The 21,839-nt window shown below is 70.8% G+C and carries 19 protein-coding genes and 2 tRNA genes; 13 read left to right on the top strand and 8 right to left on the bottom strand.

What is annotated here, in order from left to right:
• Window positions 1-2 precede the first annotated feature (2 nt).
• On the bottom strand, window positions 3-503 hold the full coding sequence (locus K415_RS0115515; RefSeq protein ID WP_024287960.1) for a DUF3145 domain-containing protein: 501 nt from the start codon (window positions 501-503) through the stop codon (window positions 3-5).
• A 138-nt stretch (window positions 504-641) separates the two neighbouring features.
• Entirely contained in the window at window positions 642-1,133 is a 492-nt protein-coding gene (gene def, locus K415_RS0115510) for a peptide deformylase (RefSeq protein WP_024287959.1), read from the bottom strand.
• Window positions 1,134-1,183: 50 nt separating this feature from the next.
• Here def and K415_RS0115505 point away from each other — a divergent pair, with 50 nt between their 5' ends.
• From K415_RS0115505 to K415_RS0115495, 3 genes are all read left to right on the top strand, one after another.
• Entirely contained in the window at window positions 1,184-2,266 is a 1,083-nt protein-coding gene (locus tag K415_RS0115505) for a serine hydrolase (RefSeq protein ID WP_024287958.1), read from the top strand.
• A gap of 142 nt (window positions 2,267-2,408) precedes the next feature.
• Window positions 2,409-2,741, top strand: coding sequence for a YtxH domain-containing protein (locus K415_RS22955; RefSeq protein ID WP_024287957.1), 333 nt, complete (start codon window positions 2,409-2,411; stop codon window positions 2,739-2,741).
• Window positions 2,742-2,826: 85 nt separating this feature from the next.
• Complete coding sequence (locus K415_RS0115495) at window positions 2,827-3,018, top strand: hypothetical protein (protein WP_024287956.1); 192 nt, start codon at window positions 2,827-2,829, stop codon at window positions 3,016-3,018.
• A gap of 16 nt (window positions 3,019-3,034) precedes the next feature.
• Here K415_RS0115495 and K415_RS0115490 read toward each other — a convergent pair whose 3' ends face one another.
• Window positions 3,035-3,775: a hypothetical protein gene (locus K415_RS0115490; protein ID WP_024287955.1), complete on the bottom strand. Its 741-nt coding sequence runs from the start codon at window positions 3,773-3,775 to the stop codon at window positions 3,035-3,037.
• 213 nt (window positions 3,776-3,988) lie between these two features.
• Between K415_RS0115490 and K415_RS0115485 the strand changes: the two genes are divergently transcribed.
• Complete coding sequence (locus K415_RS0115485) at window positions 3,989-8,542, top strand: hypothetical protein (protein ID WP_024287954.1); 4,554 nt, start codon at window positions 3,989-3,991, stop codon at window positions 8,540-8,542.
• Window positions 8,543-8,589: 47 nt separating this feature from the next.
• Here the strand turns inward: K415_RS0115485 and K415_RS0115480 are convergent, their stop codons facing one another.
• Entirely contained in the window at window positions 8,590-9,348 is a 759-nt protein-coding gene (locus K415_RS0115480) for a DeoR/GlpR family DNA-binding transcription regulator (protein ID WP_024287953.1), read from the bottom strand.
• Between the two features lie 49 nt (window positions 9,349-9,397).
• On the opposite strand from K415_RS0115480, the gene K415_RS0115475 reads away from it, so the two are divergent.
• Window positions 9,398-9,766 carry a DUF4406 domain-containing protein gene (locus tag K415_RS0115475; protein ID WP_231494916.1) on the top strand — a complete coding sequence of 123 codons (369 nt, stop codon included), beginning with the start codon at window positions 9,398-9,400 and terminating at the stop codon, window positions 9,764-9,766.
• 102 nt (window positions 9,767-9,868) lie between these two features.
• Here the strand turns inward: K415_RS0115475 and K415_RS0115470 are convergent, their stop codons facing one another.
• Window positions 9,869-11,023, bottom strand: a complete 1,155-nt coding sequence (locus tag K415_RS0115470) for an FIST signal transduction protein (protein ID WP_024287951.1) — start codon at window positions 11,021-11,023, stop codon at window positions 9,869-9,871.
• Window positions 11,024-11,034: 11 nt separating this feature from the next.
• On the opposite strand from K415_RS0115470, the gene K415_RS22950 reads away from it, so the two are divergent.
• Window positions 11,035-12,870 carry an EAL domain-containing protein gene (locus K415_RS22950; protein WP_155859488.1) on the top strand — a complete coding sequence of 612 codons (1,836 nt, stop codon included), beginning with the start codon at window positions 11,035-11,037 and terminating at the stop codon, window positions 12,868-12,870.
• Between the two features lie 247 nt (window positions 12,871-13,117).
• Complete coding sequence (locus K415_RS0115455; RefSeq protein WP_024287948.1) at window positions 13,118-14,350, top strand: IS256 family transposase; 1,233 nt, start codon at window positions 13,118-13,120, stop codon at window positions 14,348-14,350.
• An 88-nt stretch (window positions 14,351-14,438) separates the two neighbouring features.
• Here the strand turns inward: K415_RS0115455 and K415_RS0115450 are convergent.
• Window positions 14,439-14,512, bottom strand: a tRNA-Ile gene (locus tag K415_RS0115450).
• Between the two features lie 36 nt (window positions 14,513-14,548).
• Between K415_RS0115450 and K415_RS0115445 the strand changes: the two genes are divergently transcribed.
• Window positions 14,549-15,067: a hypothetical protein gene (locus K415_RS0115445; RefSeq protein WP_024287947.1), complete on the top strand. Its 519-nt coding sequence runs from the start codon at window positions 14,549-14,551 to the stop codon at window positions 15,065-15,067.
• Between the two features lie 112 nt (window positions 15,068-15,179).
• A tRNA-Asn gene (locus tag K415_RS0115440) sits at window positions 15,180-15,252 on the top strand.
• A 101-nt stretch (window positions 15,253-15,353) separates the two neighbouring features.
• Here the strand turns inward: K415_RS0115440 and K415_RS0115435 are convergent.
• Together K415_RS0115435 and K415_RS0115430 are read right to left on the bottom strand one after the other, a co-directional pair.
• Entirely contained in the window at window positions 15,354-16,589 is a 1,236-nt protein-coding gene (locus K415_RS0115435) for a site-specific integrase (RefSeq protein ID WP_081785067.1), read from the bottom strand.
• Between the two features lie 55 nt (window positions 16,590-16,644).
• Window positions 16,645-17,481: a hypothetical protein gene (locus K415_RS0115430; RefSeq protein ID WP_197024746.1), complete on the bottom strand. Its 837-nt coding sequence runs from the start codon at window positions 17,479-17,481 to the stop codon at window positions 16,645-16,647.
• A 171-nt stretch (window positions 17,482-17,652) separates the two neighbouring features.
• Between K415_RS0115430 and K415_RS0115425 the strand changes: the two genes are divergently transcribed.
• From K415_RS0115425 to K415_RS0115410, 4 genes are all read left to right on the top strand, one after another.
• Window positions 17,653-18,162: a hypothetical protein gene (locus K415_RS0115425; protein WP_024287944.1), complete on the top strand. Its 510-nt coding sequence runs from the start codon at window positions 17,653-17,655 to the stop codon at window positions 18,160-18,162.
• 134 nt (window positions 18,163-18,296) lie between these two features.
• Window positions 18,297-19,544: an IS256 family transposase gene (locus K415_RS0115420; protein WP_024285087.1), complete on the top strand. Its 1,248-nt coding sequence runs from the start codon at window positions 18,297-18,299 to the stop codon at window positions 19,542-19,544.
• A gap of 96 nt (window positions 19,545-19,640) precedes the next feature.
• Complete coding sequence (locus tag K415_RS0115415; RefSeq protein WP_081785066.1) at window positions 19,641-20,300, top strand: HIRAN domain-containing protein; 660 nt, start codon at window positions 19,641-19,643, stop codon at window positions 20,298-20,300.
• A 5-nt stretch (window positions 20,301-20,305) separates the two neighbouring features.
• Complete coding sequence (locus K415_RS0115410) at window positions 20,306-21,604, top strand: hypothetical protein (protein ID WP_024287942.1); 1,299 nt, start codon at window positions 20,306-20,308, stop codon at window positions 21,602-21,604.
• The last annotated feature ends 235 nt before the right edge of the window (window positions 21,605-21,839 follow it).

Genomic DNA, 21,839 nt, shown 5'->3' with positions numbered 1-21,839 from the left:
GCTCAGCCGACCCGGTGCAGCCAGCGGACCGGCGCCCCGGCGCCGGCGTAGCGGAACGGCTCGAGCTCGTCGTCCCAGGCCTGGCCGAGGGCGAGGTCGAGCTCGCGACGGAGCCGGTCGGCATCCCCCGCGTGCTCGAGGGCGGCGCGGATCCGGTCCTCGGGGACCATCGTGTTGCCGTGCACGTCCGTCGCGGCATGGAAGATGCCCAGCTCGGGGGTGTGGCTCCACCGGGCGCCGTCCGCCCCGTGGCTGGCCTCCTCGGTGACCTCGTAGCGCAGGTGCGCCCAGCCGCGCAGGGCCGAGGTCAGCCGGGCGCCGGTGCCCTGCAGACCCTGCCAGGAGTGCTCCGCGCGGAACAGGCCGGGCGATGCCGGCTGCTCGGTCCAGTCCATCGACAGGCGTGACCCGAGGACGCCGCCGGCCGCCCACTCGATGTGGGGGCACAACGCACGAGGCGCAGAGTGCACGAAAAGTACACCGCGGGTGATGGCACCAGCCATGTCAGCCCTCCTGACGGGTCGAGGTTCGTCTTCCCCAACGACCTCATCCCGATCCGGGAGGATGCACGGTCTCGCGGCGTGCTGGTCCCAGCATGCCTGATCATGCGGTCCGAGCGCCAGCACGAACCGCCGTCGGGCTCAGGCGAGCTGCTCCCGCATGGTGCGCATGGCCTTCTTGCGCACCGAGCGCTCGAGCCGGTCGAGGTAGAGCATCCCGTCGAGGTGGTCCACCTCGTGCTGCAGGCAGCGGGCCATCAGCTCGGTGCCCTCCACGACGACCTCCTTGCCGTCCAGGTCCTCGCCGACCACCCGCGCGTACCACGCACGCTTGGTCGGGTACCACAGGCCGGGCACCGACAGGCAGCCCTCGTCACCGTCCTGGTACTCCTCCTGCGACACCTCGACGATGCGAGGGTTGAGCACGTAGCCCAGCTCGTCGTCGATGTTCCAGGAGAAGGCCCGGAGGCTCACGCCGATCTGGTTCGCTGCCAGACCTGCGCGGCCCTCCGCGTCGACCGTCTCCAGGAGGTCCTCGACCAGCGACCGGACGCGCTCGTCGATCTGCGTGATCGGCTCGCACGGGGTGCGCAGGACGGGGTCTCCCACGACGCGGATCTCTCTCATGGCCATGCGCCCATATTCCCATGACCGGCGACACCACGGACCGTAGGTTGGCTCGCATGTCCGCTCCCTCGAGCCTCGATGCCCTGCACGACCGTCTCGAGCAGCTCGCCGGGCACGACGCCTTCGCCGGCGTGGTGGCCGTCCAGCGCGGTCCGGAGCGGCTCTTCGAGGGTGCCTACGGACCGGCGTCGCGCCGATGGCCCGTCCCGATCGAGCTCTCCAGCCGCTTCGACACCGCCTCGATCACCAAGCTGTTCACCTCGGTCGCCGTCCTCCAGCAGGTCGACGCCGGGACGCTCGACCTGGATGCGTCGATCACCCGGGTGGTCGACCTCGCCGGCTCGACGATCTCCCCCGACGTCACCCTCCGCCACCTGCTCAGCCACACCTCCGGCATCGCCGACGACGCCGACGAGGAGGCCGGCGAGGACTACGCCGCCCTGTGGGTCGACAAGCCCTGCTACGCCGTGACGCGTACAGCCGACTTCCTGCCGCAGTTCGTCGACAAGCCGCCGAGCTTCCCGCCGGGACAGGGCTGCCGGTACTGCAACGTGGGCTACGTGCTCGCCGGGCTGGCCGTCGAGGCGGTCACGGGGCAGACCTACCGCGACTACGTCGTGGCGAACGTCTTCGGTCCCGCCGGGATGACCAGGTCCGGCTTCTTCGACCGCCGTGACGCCGTCCCGGACGTCGCAGAGGGCTGGGACCCGGTCCGCGACGAGGCGGGCACGATCACGGGCTGGCAGGCGAACATCTTCAGCTATCCGCCCATCGGCTCGCCCGACGGTGGTGCACACGTCACGGCCGGGGACCTGCTCGCGTTCGCCGCTGCCCTTCGCGCCGGTCGTCTGCTCTCCGCCGCGGGGACGCAGGCGTTCGTCACACCGCAGGCCCTGCACCATGTCGGCCAGGACGGTGTGGCGATCCATCACGCGCTCGGCCCCGAGCTGCAGGTCCTGCCGGACGGCACCGTCCGCTCCTGGTCGAAGGACGGCATCAACGCCGGCGCGAGCGGGATCCTGCGGCACTACCCCGCGCAGGGCGTCGACGTCGTCGTCCTGGCGAGCATGGCGGACGGTGCCTGGGCACCCGTCGGGCTGGTCGACGGGTTCGTGTCCGGCCTGCCCGCGCACGGCTGACGGTCCCCGTCGAGCAGTGGTCGCCGGACGGCCGACCGCCGGACCCACCGGCCGTTGCGCGCGCGCCGCCTCCGGGAGCGACCTAGGCTCGACCGGGTGGACGGCGTCACGGGGCGCACCATCGAGCGAAGGAGCACCGCACATGCGGGCCAAGGCAGCATTTGTGATCGGCGGAGCCGTGGGGTACGTCCTTGGCACCCGGGCCGGCCGTGAGCAGTTCGAGAAGATCCGCCTCCAGGCCAAGCGCGTCTGGGAGGACCCGCGGGTCCAGGAGACCGTCAGTGACGTCGAGCAGCGCGCCGAGGAGTTCATCCGGGAGGTGGCGCCCGACCTCAAGGACAAGGTCGCCGGCGCGGTCCGGTCGGCCACCGACGCCGTGCGGCCGTCCAAGGACGAGAGCGCGTCGAGCACCTGGGACATCCCGACCGGCTACGACGACACCACCCGACCGAACGGCTCACCGTCCGGCCTGTGAGGCTTCGCCCGGCGGGTCGGCCTGCGCCGTCGCCGGGCACCGTCGTCGGGCACCCTCGGGCACCGTCGTCGGGCAGACTGGCGCGGTGCACCCCGCCCTGCTGGCGCTCGGCGCCGTCCTGACCATCGGAGGCGCGGCCGGTCTCGTCGTGGCCTTCCGCCACGGCCAGGCCGGCCGCCGCGATACCGAACGCCGGACCTTCCGCGTCGCCGTCGCGGGCCTGGCCCTCGGATCGCTGGTCTTCCTCGCGACGGTCGTGCTCGCCGTTCAGGGCTGACGCCACCGGACGGGTGTCACAGCACGCACGCCCCGGCGACATCGCCGCTGTTCGCCGTGGCGAAGTCCGCCGGGTAGCCGGGCGCGAGGATGCGGATCAGGATCACGCTCTCGACGGTGCCCGGCGGTCGCAGGCCGTCGGCGTCCCCCTGCGTCTCGAAGGCGACCGAGCCGGATGCGTCCTGGAGGATCCACACCTGCGACCCCGGGCCGGCCACCGGACCGGTCAGGGACGGGTACGTGGCCCGGAGCCCGTCGAGGGTCGAGCGGATATGGATCCCCTCGGCCGTCGCGGGGCTGCTGCCGAGCACGTCGATGCGGTGCACCCCGGCGTCCGACGCGTCGACGGCGAACGGGACCACCGGGTCACCCGTGTAGCCGGTGTCCTCGCCGTACCCGCTCGACGTCCATCGACCGATCTCGGGGTTCTCCTCAGCCGTGTCCGCGCACGCGTCCGCATCCCACTCGATCATCGCCGCACCGGGGTTGTCGGCCGGCGGGATGCTGCCGACGGTCAACGGACCCAGACCGGTGGTCGCGATCACGAGGTGCTCGAGCGCGGGGTGCGGGTCGACGGTCGGAGCCGGCTCGGCCGAGCGCGTCGGGGTGCGTTCGGGCTTCACCTCGGTCGGCTCGTCGGCGGTGGGCGTCGCACGCCCGGCCTTCTTGGCGCTCCCGGTGCCCGACTCCGTGCCCTGGTCGGCGGGACGCGCGCAGTCGCCCCGGTTCCACCACCCCTCCGTCGCGTGAGCCGGCATCCGGTGCGAACAGCGGCACGCCCGGCGAGGGCCCCGCGACCGACCCGCAGGATCCTGTGCACAACCCCGACCCGACCCCGCCGGGCTGACTAGTGTCAGGGGGCCGGCGGACCGCCGGATCGGCGACGTCCGGATCGGCGCGCAGACGCGCACGTGGCTGGACCAGCACCGCAGGGCCGCACCGTTGGCCTGTCGACGTTCGGAGGACGGACCATGGACCCGGCACAGTGGCGAGGCGCCCCCGTCGGGTGGTATCCGGACCCGACCCACAGGGCTCCGCTGCGGCACTGGTCGGGTCAGGACTGGGGTGCGTGGGTCGGCGACGGGCACGCGGTCTGGCACGACGCCGCGCCGGTCCGTCGGCACCTCACCCGGGCCGATCTCCACGAGCTCGTCTTCGTCGAGGAGGTCTTCCTGCCCGAGGCACGCTCCCGGGGCTTCCTCTCCGAGACGCAGCTGGCCGGCCTCACCGCCGTCATCAGCGACCTCGCGCGCGAGGCGAGGCAGGACTCCGCAGCGCCCCAGCCGGCGACGGCCCCGCGCGCTACGGCACCTGAGCCCGTCGCCTGGCCGGTCGAGCCCCCGCGCACGCAGACCGCCGCACCACCGGCCGACCGCCAGACCGGCTCCGAGGGCACCTGGGCGCGGCCCGTCGTCGTCCGCGAACCGTCCGCGTCGGCGCAACGGTGGGCGCGCATCCGAACGGCGACCGGTTCCGACCTCGGCGTGCACGGACTGGCCTACCTCGGCGTCCTGCTGCTGTTCGTCGGGGTGTTCGGCCTGGTCGTCTTCGCCTTCGCCGACGTCACGCCCAGCCTCCGGCCGGTGGCCGAGCTCGCGAGCGCGGCCGTGCCCTTCATCGCGGCCAGGCTGCTGCTGCGCCACGGCGCGGTCGTCGTCGGTCGGGCCCTCGAGGCGGTGGGGGGCTTCCTGCTCCCGGTCATGCTGATCACCTCCGTGCTGGACGGCTTCCCGGTGCCGCCCGACCTGCACGGGACGGCCCTGGCGGTCGCACTCACCGGTGCCTGCGCCGTCACCGGTGCCGGGTACGCGGTGTGGTCGAGGTACGACGTCGCCAGCGGGCTGCGCCTGGTCGCCGCGCCGATGCTCTGGTTCGCCGTGGCGATGGCGACGCTCGGTGTCGGGCGACCGATCCCCGGGGGCAAGGACGTCGCGGTTCCCAGCAGCGCCCAGCTCGCTGCGGCGTCGGTGGCACTCGTGCTCACGCTCCTCGCCGCCCGCCGGTGGCCGTCGGCGCGCCTCGCCGAGCCCGCCCGCACGGCGGCCGTGCCCGGCACCGTCGTGCTGGCCGTGCTCGCACTGCTGACCTGGTCGGCGGAAGGTTCGCCGACCGGTCCGGTCATCGTCACCGGAGTCCTGCTGCTGGTCGTCCTCGCCCTGCTCCGTCCGGCCGTCCCGGACGCGGTGGCCGATGTGGTGGCACCCGTGTGGTGGGCGCTGGTCACCCTCGCACTGCTCACCCACCTGGCGCCTGCCCCGGCCGTCGCCCTCGCGGCCGGCGGCTTCCTCGTGCTGCTGGACGTGGCGACGCGCCGGGCTGTCCCTAGGCCGACCGGAGCCCGGCCGGCTGTCGTCCTGCCGGCTCTCGGCCTGCTCGCCTGCCTCGTGGCGGTCTGGGCCGACCCGCGGTGGGCGGCTGCCACCCTCGCCGTCGTGGCCGCCTGGGCGATCGCCCGGCGCACCGCCCCGTACGCGGTCGACGGCTCGTCGGGAGCACTCGACGTCGTGGCCGCCGCACTGCCGGTCGCGGCCCTCGTCGCGTTCGGCCTCGCCACCGACCTCACCACGGGGCTGGTCGCGGCCACGGCGACCGTCGCGGCGGCGACCCTCCCGGCGATGCACCCGGTCCTGGCCCGCGGGGACGTCGACCGGTTCTGGCGCCGCTGGTGGATCGGCGCCGTCCCGGTCGTCGCCCTCTGGGCACTCCTGGCCTGGGACCTCGCGACCCTGCCCGCCGAGCGGTGGACGGTCATCGGCAGCGTGCTGGTCCTCGCGGTGCTCGGCACTGTCGGACCGACGTCACCGGTCGCGCGACCATGGGTCATCGCCGGGCTGGCCGTGACCGCCTGGCTCATGGGCTGCGTCGCCGCCGACATCGCCGACGTGACGCGCGGAGTGCTGCTCGGCGTGGTGGCACTGGCGGTCGTCGGTGCGGCGCACCGCTCCCGTCCGGCCGCCGATCGGACACCCGTCGAGGGCGCGCACCCCGGCCGTGCCGCCGCCTCGCTCGGGCTCACCGGTCACGTCGTGGCCGCCGTGTCACTCGGCCTGGCCGGTCCCCGCTGGGGCCTGGTCACCGTGGTCGCCCTCGCCACCGCGGGCCTCGCCCTCACTGCTGGGCGCGACGACCGCGACCGTTCGCCGGTCGGCGAGCTCCTTGCCGCCGCCGGGTCCGTGCTGCGCCACCTGCCGTGGGCTCTGACCGCCCTCGGGCTGCCGGTGACGGTCTGGCTCGTCCTGGACGCCGCAGGGACGCTCCCTCTGGACGACCCGTGGGCCCTGGCCGTACCGATGGGGACCGCCGTCGTCTACGCCGCCGCGGCCCGGCTGCCGCTGTCCCCGCGCCTCGTCACGACGATGGTCGGGGGCTCCTTCGTCGCAGCACTCCTCGCCCTGCTCGGCACGACGGCGTCACGCGAGCTGTGGACGGCCGTCGTCGGCCTCGCCTGCCTCATCGCGGCCGTCCTGCTGCTGCCCGGCTCGCGCCGCGCCGCGCCCATGGTGTGGACCGCCTGGGCGGCCGTGACCCCGTTCGTCGGCCTCCTGGCCTGGCAGACCGTGCCGTGGTTCGACGCGCTGGGCCGGTTGACGGCGGCAGCCACGACCCTCGTGGTGGTCGGCGGCACGCTGCTCGTCGGCGCTGCTGCGGCGGACCTGTGGCACCGACCCTGGGTGCCGACCCCCGCACCGCGTCATGCCTGGCTCGTCGCACCGGCCTTCCTCGGCGCGCTCGACGTCTGCCTCGGCCTGCTGGCCGTCACCGGACCGGTACCGGGACCGGCAGCCGGACTCCTGACCCTCTTCGCAGGCACGGTCCTGCTCCTGGTCGGCGTGCTCGCGCGCGCCGGGGTGCTCGGCGCGGGTGCGACCCTCCTGGCCTGGGTCGGCACGTGGCAGCTGGCCGGTCCCGCACTGGACGCGCGGCCGTGGGTCAGCGTGGCCGTCGCCGCGGGCCTGCTCGTCGCCGGCGAGGCGCTGTACCGCCTGACGCCCGACCGTGGCGCCTGGAGCCGCTGGGACGTCCCGCTGCTCGTCGCGGCCGGTCCCGTCGCCCTGACGGGTCTTGCCGTCGCCGTCGGCGGCCCGGCGCACGCCATCACCTTCGTCCTGATCGGGCTCGAGGTCCTGACGGTGGCCCTGCGGCTGCACCGGCGCCGCGCGCTCGCCGAGGTGCTCGGCTGGTCGGCCACGATCCTGGTCCTCGTCGGGTCCGGGGTGGCCGGTGCCGGATGGCTCGCGCTGGCCCTGCTCTTCCTCGCGGTCGCGCACACCGGGCTGGCCCTCCGCGCGTCGGGTGACGTGCGTGTCGTGCGACAGGTCACCGGGGTGCTCGCTGCGCTCGCGTCCTGGGTCGCCGCACTGGACTGGTTCGCCTGGTCGGCCCAGCACTCGGTCGATGCCACCGCCGCCGGCGCCGGCGCGGTCACGCTGCTCGTCGCCGGTCTCGCGTGGCTCCGTCGTACGGACCGGACGTGGCTCGTCGACCGGTCCTGGCTGCACGTCTGGGGCGGTGCCGCAGTCCTCGTGACGGCTGTCGCGGCGCTGACGAGCGAACGGTCCGAGGTGGTCTCCGGTGCCGCCGTAGAGCCGAGCGGGTGGGTGCTGCTGGGCCTGCTCGGCGTCGTCCTCGGGCTGGTCGCTGCCACCGGAGCGTTGCGCCTCCCGTGGCTGCGCGACCTGGCCGCTGCGGTCGTGCTCGCGGGCCTGATGATGTCGTTCCAGGTCGGGGATGCGGCACCCGCGACCCAGCTCACGGTGCTCGCCGCCGTCGCTGCCGTGCTGGCTGCCGGAACCCTCGCCCTGAGCTTCCTGTCCCCCGGCAGTCCGTTGGCGCGTCCGTGTGCCGAGCTCGGCGGCGGCGCAGCCGTCGTCGCCGTCCTGACCGGGCTGGTGCCGGCGCCCGACATCGGGCTGCTGGCACCGGCCCTGGCGGCCGTGACCGTCCAGGCCGCCGCCATCGGGGTGGCCCAGCGCTCCGTCGGCCTGCAGATGCTCGCCCCCGCCCTGGCCTGCACGTCCTGGGTGCTGTTCGTCAAGGCCGCGATCGACGGCGGGCCCTCCTGGTACACGGTCGCTGTCGGGCTCGCGCTGCTGGCGATCACCGCGGTGTGGCGCCGGGACCGGCGGGCACGCGGACGGGACGCGGCCGGCCCGGAGGTCGTCGCTCTCGAGCTCGCCGCGATCGCCTTCCTCGTCGGCGCCTCCTTCACGCAGGCCGTGACGCAGTCGATCGTGCACGCCCTGGTTGCTGCCGGCTTCGGCGTCGCGGTGGCGGGCTGGGGCGTCCTGACCCGGGTCCGCCGACGGGTCGCCACCGGTGCGGTCGTCGTGCTGACGGCGCTGGTCGTCCTGGTCGCGGTCCCGCTCGTGGCGCTCCTGCCCGCCTGGGGCGGGGCGGGCCTGTGGTTGCTGATCGCGGGCGTCGGCCTGCTCGCCGTGCTGATCGCCACGATGATCGAGCGTGGCCGGACCGCCGTGCGCACGACGATCGGACGGGTGAGCAGCCTCACGGCAGGCTGGGAGTAGACGGACCTCGGCGGACGCCGTCGGACGACGGCCTGGCCAGAGGATCCTCAGTCGGCGTCCACGAGGACGGCACGGGCATCGAGGAGGTCACGCCGGGCCGGGCTGTCGGCGGGCAGGTCGGTGATGATGCCGGTGACCTCGGTGACCTGCAGGACACGGAACGGGGATGCCGCGCCGATCTTCTCCGCGCTCGCCATCACATAGGTGTCGCCGGCACGGCTCGCGAGAGCGCGCTTCATGGCTGCCTCGTCGGCGTCTCCGGTGGTCAGTCCGGCCTCGTGGTGCACGCCCGTGACCCCCAGCAGGAAGATGTCGGCCGTGACGCCGGCCGCGGCCTCCGCCGCAGCCGCACCACAGGCCACGACGGAGTGCTTGAACAGACGTCCACCCAGGACGAGGACCTCGACAGTCGGGTGCATGGCCAACGCGACGGCCACCGTGGGGCTGTGCGTCACGATCGTCGCCCTGAGGTCCCGCGGCAGGGCCCTGACGACCGCCAGCGCCGTCGTCCCGCCGTCGATGATGGCCGTGCAACCCGGCACGACGAGGCGGGCGCCGGCTCGCGCGATGCGCTCCTTGCTCTCGACGGCGACCGTCTGACGCCCGGCATAGTCGGCCACGGCCGGGGACACCGGGAGCGCGCCGCCGTAGACCCGCTGGCACAGGCCCGCCGCGGCAAGCTCCCGCAGATCGCGCCGCACGCTGTCCTCGGAGACGCCGAGCTCGTCGGCGAGCTCCTTGGCGACCAGCCGTCCGTCACGACGCAGGCGATCCAGCAGGGCGTCCCGACGCTGCGCAACCAGCATGCACGTTTCTCCTTGTTCTTACCGACTTCTGCACACTACGGTACCCGACATGAAACCCTTGATGATCCTCATCGCCGGCCCGTACCGCTCAGGAACCGGCGACGACCCGACTCTCATGGCTCAGAACCTCAGCCGGCTGGAGGAGGCGGCCTGGCCCGTCTTCCGCAGCGGGCACATCCCGATGATCGGTGAGTGGGTCGCGCTCCCCGTGCTCAGCTCGGCCGGCGCGGACGGAGTCAACGACCCGCTCGCCGAGCGGGTGATGTACCCGACGGCACACCGGCTGCTCCAGCACTGCGACGCCGTCCTGCGCCTCCCGGGCGAGTCGACCGGCGCGGACCAGGACGTGGCCATCGCCCGCGAACGAGGGATCCCGGTCTACCACCGCGTGCAGGACATCCCCGGCTACGTCACGTAGCGCGGGTCGGCGTGGGCGGGCATCTGCCGCCGGGCAGCCACGCACGACGGCTTTGGCTGCACCTGTCCGGGCCCGCCCATCGCCCCGGGGGTGCTGGGCGTGTCAGGAGAAGAGCACGCCGGTGAGGGTCTGGTTCATGTGGCCGAGCCAGGACTCGCCGTAGGTGTGGAATCCGGCGACCGGGATTCCCGCGAAGGTGTCGACGAACGCTTGAGTCTCGTCCTTGGCGTCGAGCTCGAGGCGTCGCAGGATGCAGTTGAAGAGCACCCCTGCGCTCGCCGAGCCGCCGAGGCCGTCAACGGCTGCGGCGAGCGCGGCGGACGTCTCGGAGACGATGTCGCCGGACTGCATGACCTCGACTTCCATGCCGTCGAGGACCTGGCAGTAGAACTTGATCCCGCCGTCGCTGGTCACCTGCTGTGGGCTGCGGATGAACGGGACACCGTCAACCATCAGCCCGACCGGGTGCTCCATGAAGATCGCGCTGTCCAGGTCGCCGGGCCGGCACCCGATGGCTTCAGCGTAAGCCTCCGTCGCGGGGCGACCGTCGAACTCGTAGACGGTGCGCGCGGCGACATCAGCCCTGGTCACGCGCAGCTTCTTGGCGGTCGACTCGAACGTGCAGGTCTTGAGCACTGTGAACGGCCCGGTCGTCTCGCAAACGACGAGCGCCGCTCCGCAGCGGGACACCTGATCGCCGACGGAGACCCAGGTCTCGGCGAAAGCGAGGTCGTCACCGGCCGAACCGCCGACGACATCGAGCAGTGGCGCGGCGTTGCCCAGTGCCTCGTTGACGACCTCTTCTGCGCCGTGCAGGCCGTCGATGAGCACGAAGCCCAGGTGGCGTGTCGGGTCCAATCTCCGCAGCTCGGTACCGAGCGCGGCCTCGACCGCCCGGGTTGCGGTCGCGATCGCCCCGGCGGGATCGGTCGACAGGTCGACCAGGGCTGCTGCCCCGCGTGCGAGGATCGACGTCGGCAACGCGATCGCGCTGACTCCACCGGTACTCGAGGCGGTGTCGGTGAACTCCCCGGCCGTCGAGCAGCCCAGCACGGCCGCTTCGGGGAAGCTCGCGTTGAGCGGGCCGGCGAGCTCACTCGGGTCGTACGACGCGGAGGCGAAGAACAGCACGACGGTGGCGGGCTGTCCCGCGAGGCCGTCGCGCAGCACAGCCGTGATCGCCGCTACGACCTCCTCGGCCGATCCGCTGGCCTGCGCGCGGGACGCTTTCCTCAGCGTGGTGGTGGTGGTCGGCATCAGGACTCCTGGTGAAGCGGGTCGGAGTGTGGCGTGGCCGGTCACAGCCGGTACCCCATGTCAGCGAGAGCGGAGACGACTTTCACCACGGCCGCACCGTCCGCCTTCTGGTCGGACCTCGGGCTGCGCAGATTCACCCCCGTGCGAAGGAGAACGCGGGTCGACACGGGTCCGAAGACTGCCTGGCCGACGGACGAGAGCAGGCTGGCGGCCACCTCATCGAGGTCCCGGAGCGAGGCCATCGTTCCCCCAATCGCAAGCGCCGCCCTGGTCGGGCGACGGACTGCCTCTCACATCGGTCGGTATCACCGCGAGATGAGAGGCGGTTCCGACTGATCCTCTTCGCGTCGGCGGGTTGGCCTCACACAGCTCCCGCGCCAACCGATGGGTCTCGCAGGGGCAGTGTCGATGGGGCACGCGTCTTCTTCCACGAGTCTCCAGAGGAGCCGACAGTGATCGCGAGCGAGTTGGCGCGGGGTCCTGCGGAGGTCGTCCGTGACGTCCCGGGGTTTGAGGGTGACGAGGTTGACTGCCTGTTCACGCGCCTGCTCGAGGAACGTGATCTGAGTGTCGTGTTTCAGCCGCTGGTCGACCTGCGTTCTGGTCAGGTTGTCGCGCTCGAGGCATTGGTCCGCGGACCGGAGGCGACGGCTCTTGCCTCCCCGATGGCGTTGTTCGAGGCCGCTCGCCGGGTCGGCCGAGTCGCCGAACTGGACTGGGTGTGCCGTGCGACTGCTTTCGCGGCGTTCCTCAAGGAGGGTGTACCGCCGTCGATCTCATTGTTCGTCAACGTCGAGCCCGAGGGATTCGCTGTGGAGTGTCCAGCGGACCTGGCGCCCGTGATCCGGAAGGCCGAGTCGCACCTTCGGGTGCTCGTCGAGGTCAACGACCGGGCGCTCGCCGCGGACCCGGCCGGGGTACTGGCAGCGGCCGACCGAGCCAGGGAGATGGGCTGGGGAATCGCGATCGACAACGTCGGCAGCAGCCCGTCGCCGATCGCGATGCTACCCATCGTGGAACCCGACGTGGTCAAGCTCGACCTGCGCCGGCTCAACAACGCGGGCCGGGAGGCGGCCTCCGAGATCGTCACCAGCGTGCTTCGCCACACCGAGAAGACGGGTGCGGTCCTGCTTGTCGAGGGCATCGAGACCGATGAGGACGAGCGATGGGCTCGGGCACTTGGAGCCGTGTATGGCCAAGGGCACCACCTGGGACGGCCCGGCCCGCTCCGCGAGACCTACCCACCCCCGCACGCCCCGATCCCATTGATCAAGGTGGTGCCCACCGACCTGCACGTCGCATCGCCGTTCGAGCTCTTCGAAGACAGCCCGCTCGTCAGGGCGAGCGGAGCTCACCTGGCCGAGCTCGGGGCGATGCTCGCGCACCGTCCCCACGCGAGCGGATGCCCGTCGGTCTACCTCCTGTGCGTAGGCGACGACGACCTTCCCGCCGAGCTGGTGGCAACAGGGGTACCCGAGTCCGCGATGGTCTTCGTCGTGTTCGGGACCGAGATGCCTGCAGAGCCCGCACCGGGAGCCCGCGGTGTCTGCCTTCCCCGGGGCGACGCGTTCGCGGGAGAGAAGTTCTTCATCGTGCTGAGCGACCAGGCACCGGCCGCTGTCTTTGCGCGGGCCTCGTCACCCGGCTTCTACGACACCGTGGTGACGCAGGACTTCGAACTCGTGCACGAGATCGCCCGCCACATCATTCGCCGGGTCCCGATTCTCGGTCACGACAACACCGCGCTCGGTGGACTGTCCGGCGAGGAAGAGAGCCGGCCCCCAGAGCCGACCGATCCCGAGCCTGCGGCCAACCGAAGCTGGCGAGGGTGGCGAAGCGCCCGGTAGACCGATGGCGCGGAGACCGCCACACTGCCCCGGCCGAGCTCGTGGGTGATCCACCACCGACAGCACCGCTGGGTGTACCGCTGCTCGGCCACGCTCAGCTCCCACATGAGCGAGCGTCGAGCATCGGTGACGTCCCCTGGGGTGGTGTAGTTCTCGATCTTGTTCGTCGTGGTGACCGCGACGGAGAAGGCCATCGTGCGATGGTCGGTGAGACCGGACTAGGGAACTCACGGAAGGACATCGCACGATGGCCATGGACCAGTCTGCCCTGCTCGACCTGCTGACCGCATTGAAGGACACCGAGGTCACCGACCGGGTCCGGACCGCGACCGAGCACCTGTATCAAGAGCTGATCGACGCCGAGGCGACCGCGGTGATCGGCGCCGGCCCCTGGCAGCGCACCGCCGAGCGGACCGCCCTGCGCAACGGGTCGCGGGACCGGGTCCTGACGACCACGGCCGGGGACTTGGAGCTGCGGATCCCTAAGCTGCGCACCGGGTCGTTCTTCCCCTCGTTGCTCGAGCGGCGTCGCCGGGTCGACCAGGCGCTGTTCGCGGTGGTGATGGAGGCCTACCTGCACGGGGTCTCCACCCGCAAGGTCGATGACCTGGTCAAGGCTCTGGGGGCCGACACCGGGATCTCCAAGAGTGAGGTCAGCCGGATCTGCGCCGGCCTGGACGAGGAGGTCGGTGCGTTCCGCGACCGGTCGCTGGACCAGATCGCGTTCCCCTACGTCTACCTGGACGCGACCTACTGCAAGGCCAGGGTCGGGCGTCGGGTGGTGTCCCAGGCCGTGGTCATCGCCACCGGGGTCCGCGCCGACGGTCACCGTGAGGTCCTGGGGTTCGACGTCGGGGACTCCGAGAACGGCGCCTTCTGGACCAGCTTCCTGCGGTCCCTCAAGGCCCGGGGCCTGGGCGGGGTGCAGCTGGTCATCTCCGACGCCCATGAGGGGTTGAAGACCGCGATCGCCTCGGTGTTGCTCGGCTCGTCCTGGCAACGCTGCCGGGTCCACTTCACCCGCAACGTGCTCGACGCGGTGTCCAGGACCAACGCCGAGATGGTCGCCGCGGCGATCCGCACGATCTTCGCCCAGCCCGACGACGCCCACGTCGGCGAGCAGTTCGAGGTCATCGCCACGATGCTGGGCCGCTCCCACCCCAAGGTCGCCGCGATGCTCACCGACGCCCGCGAGGACCTGCTCGCGTTCACCGGCTTCCCCGCCAGCCACTGGAAGAAGATCTGGTCGACCAACCCCCTGGAACGACTGAACAAGGAAGTCAAACGCCGCACCGACGTCGTGGGGGTCTTCCCCAACCCCGCCGCCCTGCTGCGCCTGGCCGGCGCCGTCCTGGTCGAAGCCCACGACGAATGGGCCGCCACCGACCGCCGCTACCTGTCCGAGCACTCCATGGCCCAGCTCGCCACCATGACCCTGACCGCGACGGAGGTGGACGCCCCCGAACTCCTCACGGCATGATCAACACACTGACCCGCACGGTGTCGAGCAACTCCACCACTCAGCGGGACGTCACCCGAGCATCAGCCGGAGCCATGCACGAACGCGGTGGGCCAGGTGGGGCTTGAACCCACGACCGACGGATTATGAGTCCGCTGCTCTGACCGGCTGAGCTACTGGCCCGCGGTCGCCAAGGCTACCCGGGGTTAGGTTGGAGTCATGTCCCTGCTCCGACGACGCACCGCGATGCCCGACGCCGTACGCGCGAGGCTCGACCTTCCCCGAGGCGACCGAGTGATCGCCGCTGCCGAGCTCACCGACGGATGGGCAGCCGCGAGCGTGCACGCCCTGCACGTCACGACCGGCGGCGCGCACGACGCCACAGTGCTTCGGCGGTCCTGGTCCGAGGTCGACGGCGCTCGGCTGGACGCGGAGTCGGCCACCCTGACGGTCACGTGGGTCGACGGTCGCGCACCGACCGTCCTGCACCTGGCGGACGACCGGTCGATCGCCCTGCCCCGGGCCGTCCACGACCGGGTGCAGTCGTCGGTCGTGCACACCGAGCGCGTGACGCTGCCCTCCGGCGCCGTCGTGCGCGTGGCGCTGCGCCGCGCGGCCGACGGCGCCCTCCTGACCCAGGTGCTCGGCACCGGTGACGTGGACCTGGACGACCCCGGGACCGCCGCGGTGGTGGATGCCGTCGAGGCGCGGGTCCGGGAGACCGTGGGGCTGCACTGACCCATGCCGCCCGCCGGCGCCTCGCCGGCGTTCCGCACAGCCGCCCGATCACGGGGCGCCCCGCGCGCATGCGGGTGCACCCCCGACGATCGGGTAGCATTGCGAACCGCGATCCCGCGTAGCTCAATTGGCAGAGCATCCGACTGTTAATCGGACGGTTACTGGTTCGAGTCCAGTCGCGGGAGCAGCAAAAGAGGGTCTGACCAGGGCAAACGCTCCGGTCAGACCCTCTCGTTTTGTGCGGCTGCGACCGCGATCCCCCTGATAGTCCCCCTGTAGCCCGTGCTCAGAGCACGTCGGCTGCCTGCCGGGTGACGGTCCCCCGGCCCTGGTAGTAGTCCAGGGTCGTGCTGACCTTCGCGTGCCCGAGCTGGTTGGCTACCTCGCGAATCGACACGCCCGCATCGGTGAGCAGCGTCCCTGCCGTCTTGCGGAACGTGTGTGACGTAGCCCACGGGAAGCCTGCCGCCGTGAGCACGTCCCGAACGTGGTGCGCAGTGTTGGACGGGTCGCGCAGCGCGCCGACAGTGTTGGCGAGCACAGCAGGCGTGTCCGTCCCCGTCCGCTCCTGCCGAGCGCGCAGGCGGTCTACGAGCCACGAGGGCAGCGCCACGCTGCGCGTGCTCGCCTTGGTCTTGCCGCCGTCCTGTCGAGTCACGCCCTGGCCCTTGACGGCGACCACGGTGCCACTGACGTGAGCCTCCCCCGCGTCCAGGTCGAGGTCCTGCCAACGCACGGCCAACGCCTCCCCGATCCGTACGCCTGTCCCCGCAAGGAACGCGAGCAGGTCCGGCAGGTCACGAGCCTGCGCACGCTCGTCCTGCTCGGCGTAGGCCAGCAGCGCGTCCCGCTCCTCGCGGGTGAACGCACGCGCCGTGGTGCGGGCGCTCGCGGTGGCGGTAGCGCTGCGCTGGCGCTTGTCCGCTCGGATCGCCGGCACGGCTCGCACGAGGTTCGCCTCCACGGCGCCGTGCCGCTGCGCCAGGTCGAAGAACGAGCGCAGGACCGTCCGTGCTGTCTTGGCTGACCCTGAGCCGCCGCTCCCCTCACCGCTCGCGATGGCGCGCAGCGCGTCCGTCAGCACGGGCACTGTGATCTCGCGCAGCCGCATCGCTCCCAGCACGGGCGTCACGTGTCCGGCCATCGTCAGCAGGTAGACCCGCTGTGAGGACGCCGACAGCCCTGCGTGCTCGGTGATCTCCCGCTCCCACAGCGGCAGCGCGTCTGCGAACCGCGTTTCAGCCGTCATGCCGGTGAGAGCAGCAGACTGCCCGCGGCGAGCGAGTGCCTGCACGAGAGCTGTCTCGGCCGCTGCCTTGGCGCCACGGTGCGCCTCCACGTCGCGGACCACGCCGTCCGTGTCGCGGTACTTGGCTCGTGCCCGGTAGCGCTCGTCTGTCCGAGCGCCCGCCGTGCGCCTGCGGGGAGCCTCAGCGGCGACCCACTTCCCCCGCTCGTCCTTGTGCTGGTAGGTCACGGAGATGGGGCCGTGCTGCCCGATTTCTAACGCGCGCCTTGTCATAGATGGACCCTATCAGTTATCAGGGGGACCTATAACAGTAATCTTGGTACGGCGCCTAGGCGCTCGACTGTGACCTCTGGGCGTGCCCCCCTGTGAACCAGTGGACGAGGGTCACCGCGAGCAGAACAGCCGTCTCGGCCGCTTCAGGTGTGATCGCTATCTCCGGCGTGGCGCCCCCGCCATGGCGATCGGCCTGGCCGGTCCAGAGTGCCTGCATCATGGATGCAAGCAGATCGCCGGTCTGCGCTTCGGAGTGCTCGCGCTGAAGAGGAAGCGACCAACTCCCCTGGTCGCGAACGACGCGCAGCATCTTCCCCAGGGTTGCGGACGGGTCCTTCGGGCTTATCGCCGGTTGCGCAGCGTCCTCCACCGCCTTGACCGCGAGTAGGTACGCCCGTGAAGGGTCAGGGCTCGCTCCGAAGATCGCGTGCCATGCCTCCGAGAGCCGGCGCCCGGCGCCGCCAGCCGTTGACATGACGTGCTCGGCCGACTCCTGAACCCCGAGCGCCACTCGCCTCTCAAGGCCGGGAAAGCCGTCTCTTGTGCCAACCCTCCAAGCAGATCCCGCCTCTGACAGCATCCGCTCGAGTGTCTCGCTCCAACCAGACTCGGGTGACAACCGAGAGGCGAGGAAGTCGATGAAGTAGATAACCTCGTCGGCCGACCACACCGGCCTCAAGGCGCTTGTTCCGACCGATTCAACTCGGCCAGCAAGTGGCTGGGCCGATCTACGCTTCGTTTCATACGCGCGCACGAGGCCCACATTCCAACCGGCGCCACCACCCGGAAGCGTCACGCGCAGCTGTGTACCTATCCAAATCCAGAGCTGGTCGGCGAGCCAGGGTGGAACACCTTCGTGCAGCACATCGAAGTGCCCAGGGTCGGTGCCCATCGGTTGCCATCGGCCTTCCGTCATGGGTCCAGTCTCCTCGGCACTGTCAGCGGGAGTCCCGCGCCACGCGGCCAGACCGCGGGGCTACTCGCTGGGCGGGGAGCTGACCGAGGCGCACCTCGGAGCAGGCCGGCCTTGGGCAGAACCGCCCGTGTGGATACCGTCGGCGACATGACCTGGCAGGGACTCTCAATCGCGCTCACGCTGGCCTCGATCCTGGCTCAGGCGGTTGCAGTCGATCAGGTGCGAGCCTGGGGCGGCCACGGGCGGCGAAGCGTTGCGCGATGGCTGCGGTCTGCCTGGTGGAAGCTGTCCGGCCGTCGCCCGACCGTCTCCGGCGCCATACGAAGCGTGCTCCCGATGGTCACCCAGAGCGCCTCGGCGTCCGTGGTCCCGCGAGACATGCCAGCCGACCTTGCGGCTTACCTGCAAGACATGAGCGCCCGACTCGCCGGCCTGGCTGCCGACTCCACTGCCCACGACGCCCGCCTGGCAGAACTAGAAGCTCGGGCCGCGCGCGCCGAGTCGCTGGCAGGAGAGCAGGCCGCAGAGCAGGCGGCAGAGGCGCGCCTTGCTGCCGGGTGGGTCATCGTTGGCGCTGCGCTCGCGGTCCTCGCCCTCCTCGCCCAGGCGCTCGCCGCGAATACGAACTGTGTGCCCCAGGCGCTCTGCTCTGCCTAGCCGGAGTTGCGTCCAGCAGAGTGGTGTACCGGTAGCCCGGTGGTTGTGTCGTCGTCGAGATCGTGGACGTAGGCGCGGTCACCGCGTGATCCTTCGAGAGACCGTCCAAAGCCAACTCGAAGAGGAACAACACGATGACCGCTCCGTCGAGTATTGACCCTGCTGACTTTCTGCACGAGCACCTGGCCCAGTCCTCCCCGGACCTGATGCGTCAGATGCTCACCACGTTCATCAACGCCCTGCTGTCCGCTGACGCCGACGCCGTGTGTGGCGCGGCCTGGGGGCAGGTCAGCGACACCCGAACTACGCAGCGCAACGGGTACCGCCACCGCGACCTGGACACCCGCACCGGGACCCTGGACGTCGCGATCCCCAAGCTGCGGGCCGGCACGTACTTCCCCGAGTGGCTCCTCGAGCGGCGCCGCCGCGCCGAGGCCGCCCTGACCTCGGTCGTGGCGACCTGCTACCTGCTCGGGGTCTCGACCCGCCGGATGGACAAGCTCGTCCAGTCCCTCGGGATCACCGGGCTGTCCCGTTCGCAGGTCTCGGTGATGGCTCGGGACCTGGACGCGCAGGTCGAGGACTTCCGCACCCGACCCCTGGACGCCGGGCCCTACACGTTCCTGGCCGCGGACGCCCTGACGATGAAGGTCCGCGAGGGCGGGCGGGTCGTGAAGGTCGCCGCCATGGTCGCCACCGGCGTCAACGGGGACGGTTTCCGGGAGATCTTGGGCGTCCAGGTCGCCTCGGCAGAGTCCGGAGCGGGGTGGTTGACGTTCTTCCGGGATCTGGTCGCCCGGGGCCTGACCGGCGTCCAGCTCGTCACCTCCGACGCCCACGCCGGCCTGGTCGAGGCGATCGGCGCGACCCTGCCCGGGGCGACCTGGCAGCGGTGCCGCACCCACTACGCGGCGAACCTGATGAGCATCTGCCCGAAGTCCGCCTGGCCCGCGGTCAAGGCCATGCTCCACTCCACCTACGACCAGGTCGACGAGCCTGCGGTCAACGCCCAGTTCGACAAGCTCCTCGACGCCGTCGAGACCCAGCTGCCCGACGTCTACGCCCACCTGGACGGCGCCCGGGCAGACGTCCTGGCGTTCGCCACGTTCCCCAAAGCGCTGTGGCGGCAGGTCTGGTCGAACAACCCCAACGAGCGGTTGAACCGGGAGATCCGCCGGCGCACCGACGTCGTGGGGATCTTCCCCGACCGCACCAGCATCATCCGACTCGTCGGCGCCGTGCTGGCCGAGCAGCACGACGAATGGGCCGAAGGACGCCGCTACTTCGGCCTCGAGGTCCTGAGCCGAGCCCGCCTGACCCTCATCGACAACCCCCACCACAACCAGGAGGACACCCCCACCCTCAACACCCTGAGCGCATAGCTTCACCGCGAAGAATCACGCCGAACCGCTACACCACTCCCCAGGACTTGACCCTAGCCGGCTCCGCTCTGACGCACGCTGCCATAGTGTTCGAGGATGGCTAGGGGCATCGGGAGTTGGCTGCGTAACGCTCTAGGGCAGTCACGGATAGAGGCGGAAACGCCTGCCGTGAAGGTCACTATGACGACGGGCTCGCTTCCTTCCGGGTCGAGCAAGGCCCCCGACATGTCCCCGTATTCACGTAGAGAGGGTGTGATCTACCGCTCCGATCACATGCCTCCGGAGCGCGAGGCGGAGCGGTTCTACCTGGCGGACGACGGACTACCCACCGGCTACCTTGCGCACCGCGCAGGCCAGCTCGTAATCCTTGCCGATGGGGAGCCCGAGGAGATCGTCAACCCCCGCAGCAGCCGAACCCATCGTCTCGGCCTCTACTCGTTCCGCGTTCGCGGCGTCACGCATCATGCGGCAGCCGTAGCGGCGGGCAACTTCTCCCCCGGAGCGACGGTGCGGCTCGTGCGCGAGCCCAACAACGAGCACGACTCCAACGCGATCGCCGTCTACGCGCAGCACGGCATCCGACCGGCGGGGTATGTGAACCGCCAGAACGCCGCACGACTCGCCAAACGTATCGACGCCGGCGATGAGCTCGCGAACGTAGTCCTCCGAGGGGGTAGCGCGGGCGATGAAAGCACCGCCCCAGTCATCCTTGTTGCCAGTCCCGCGGTCATAGCCCACCTGCGCCGGAACCTCTGACCCGGATGACGACGAGAGAGCTCGCGATCCTGGCCCTCGCGGTCGGGTTCGGCGTCTGGGTACTTTCCGTCAAGGGCCTCCGGAAGTCGCTGCGTGACGCCTTGAGGGCCAGCGCGAGTCCGGCCATCCTCGGCACGCTCGCAGCGCTGGGCATATGGCTCGCTGGGGTCATCTACTTCGCGGACCGCATCGGCCTATGGGACACGTCCCTGATGCCTGACACGGTGCTATGGGTCCTCGGCTCGACCTTCGCAACGATCTTCGCGGCGCTCGACGCGCAAAAGGCGGATCACTACTTCCGCCGCGCCGCCCTCTCCGCCCTGGGAGTAACAGCGGCACTTCAGTTCTGGCTTAATGTCTACACCTTCAACTTCTTCGTTGAACTGGTCCTACAAGCCGCCCTCATTGCGCTCACAGCGCTGGTGACGTTTGCGGCGCGAGACACAAAGAACGCTCCCGCGCGCAGGTTCTTTGAGGCGATCCTCGCGATTATCGTCGCCTTGGTGGTCCTCGCGACCGTCAGAGGAATGATCGCCACACGCTCCGAGATCGACTGGGACCACACGCTCAAGGCCTTCGCGTTCTCACTGTGGCTACCGCTGGCAGTGCTCCCATTCATCTACGGGCTTGCCCTCGTGTTCGCGTACGAGGCGATCCTCAAGAGGATGACGAAGCCAGTCTTCGGTCACAACGCGCCAAGGCACGCGCGGGCCGCCGTGGTGCTCCGGCTGGGTGGTGACATACGCACCGTCTACGACTTGGCTTCCTACCCGCGGGAACTTCGAGCCATCTCCCAAGCTGACTCATTCACGAAGGCATGGGAGCTGGTTCGGGTCTACCGGAGGAAGCGCGCGCGCACGAGGCAGCAGCCGGCTGTCCGTGCCGCCCGTCTGGCCCGATTCGCCGGGGTCAAGGGGACTTCGCCCGATGGGCGCCAGCTCGACCGGCGCGAGATGGCGGAGACGATGGCCGCGCTGCGATGGCTACACACCTGCCATCTTGGCAACTACCGGCAGGGCAATCGCTTTCGAAGGGACATGCTGACCGTCATTGGCGACTTTGAGAGGCATGGCCTGCCGGCGCCCCACGGAATCGAAATGCGCATACGAAAAGATGGGCAAGCATGGTACGCATGGCGTCGCACCGTCGCCGGCCACGTGCTCGCGATCGGCGCCCGGGCCAAGAACGGTAACCCCGATGAATGGCTCTACTCGGGCGATGATCCCCCTAGGAGTTGGCCTGGATCGGACCCCGCCTGGGGTGATCGTGCATATCTCACACCAGCGGACTGGCTCGACGACTAGGGGTGGGGGCATGACCCCGATTCGATGGGGAGCGGACACCGTTCCGTCATAGCACCCCACCTTCTGCCACTATCAGAAGGTCTCCGGGGGACTCCTTGTGGCGGTCCAATATGCGACGTGGACAAGTGAGGGAAGGTCCCCGCAGCCCTCTGTGACGCGCTTTTCGGCCTTGTCCCAGGCCGTGTGATGCACTTGGCAAAGTGCCCAATACTGCTCAGGGTCCGGGCTGTACGGG

The sequence above is a fragment of the Cellulomonas sp. KRMCY2 genome (genome assembly GCF_000526515.1).
GTDB lineage: Bacteria > Actinomycetota > Actinomycetes > Actinomycetales > Cellulomonadaceae > Actinotalea.
The sequence above is the reverse complement of the archived record's forward strand: the minus strand, read 5'-3'. Positions and strand labels throughout refer to the sequence as shown.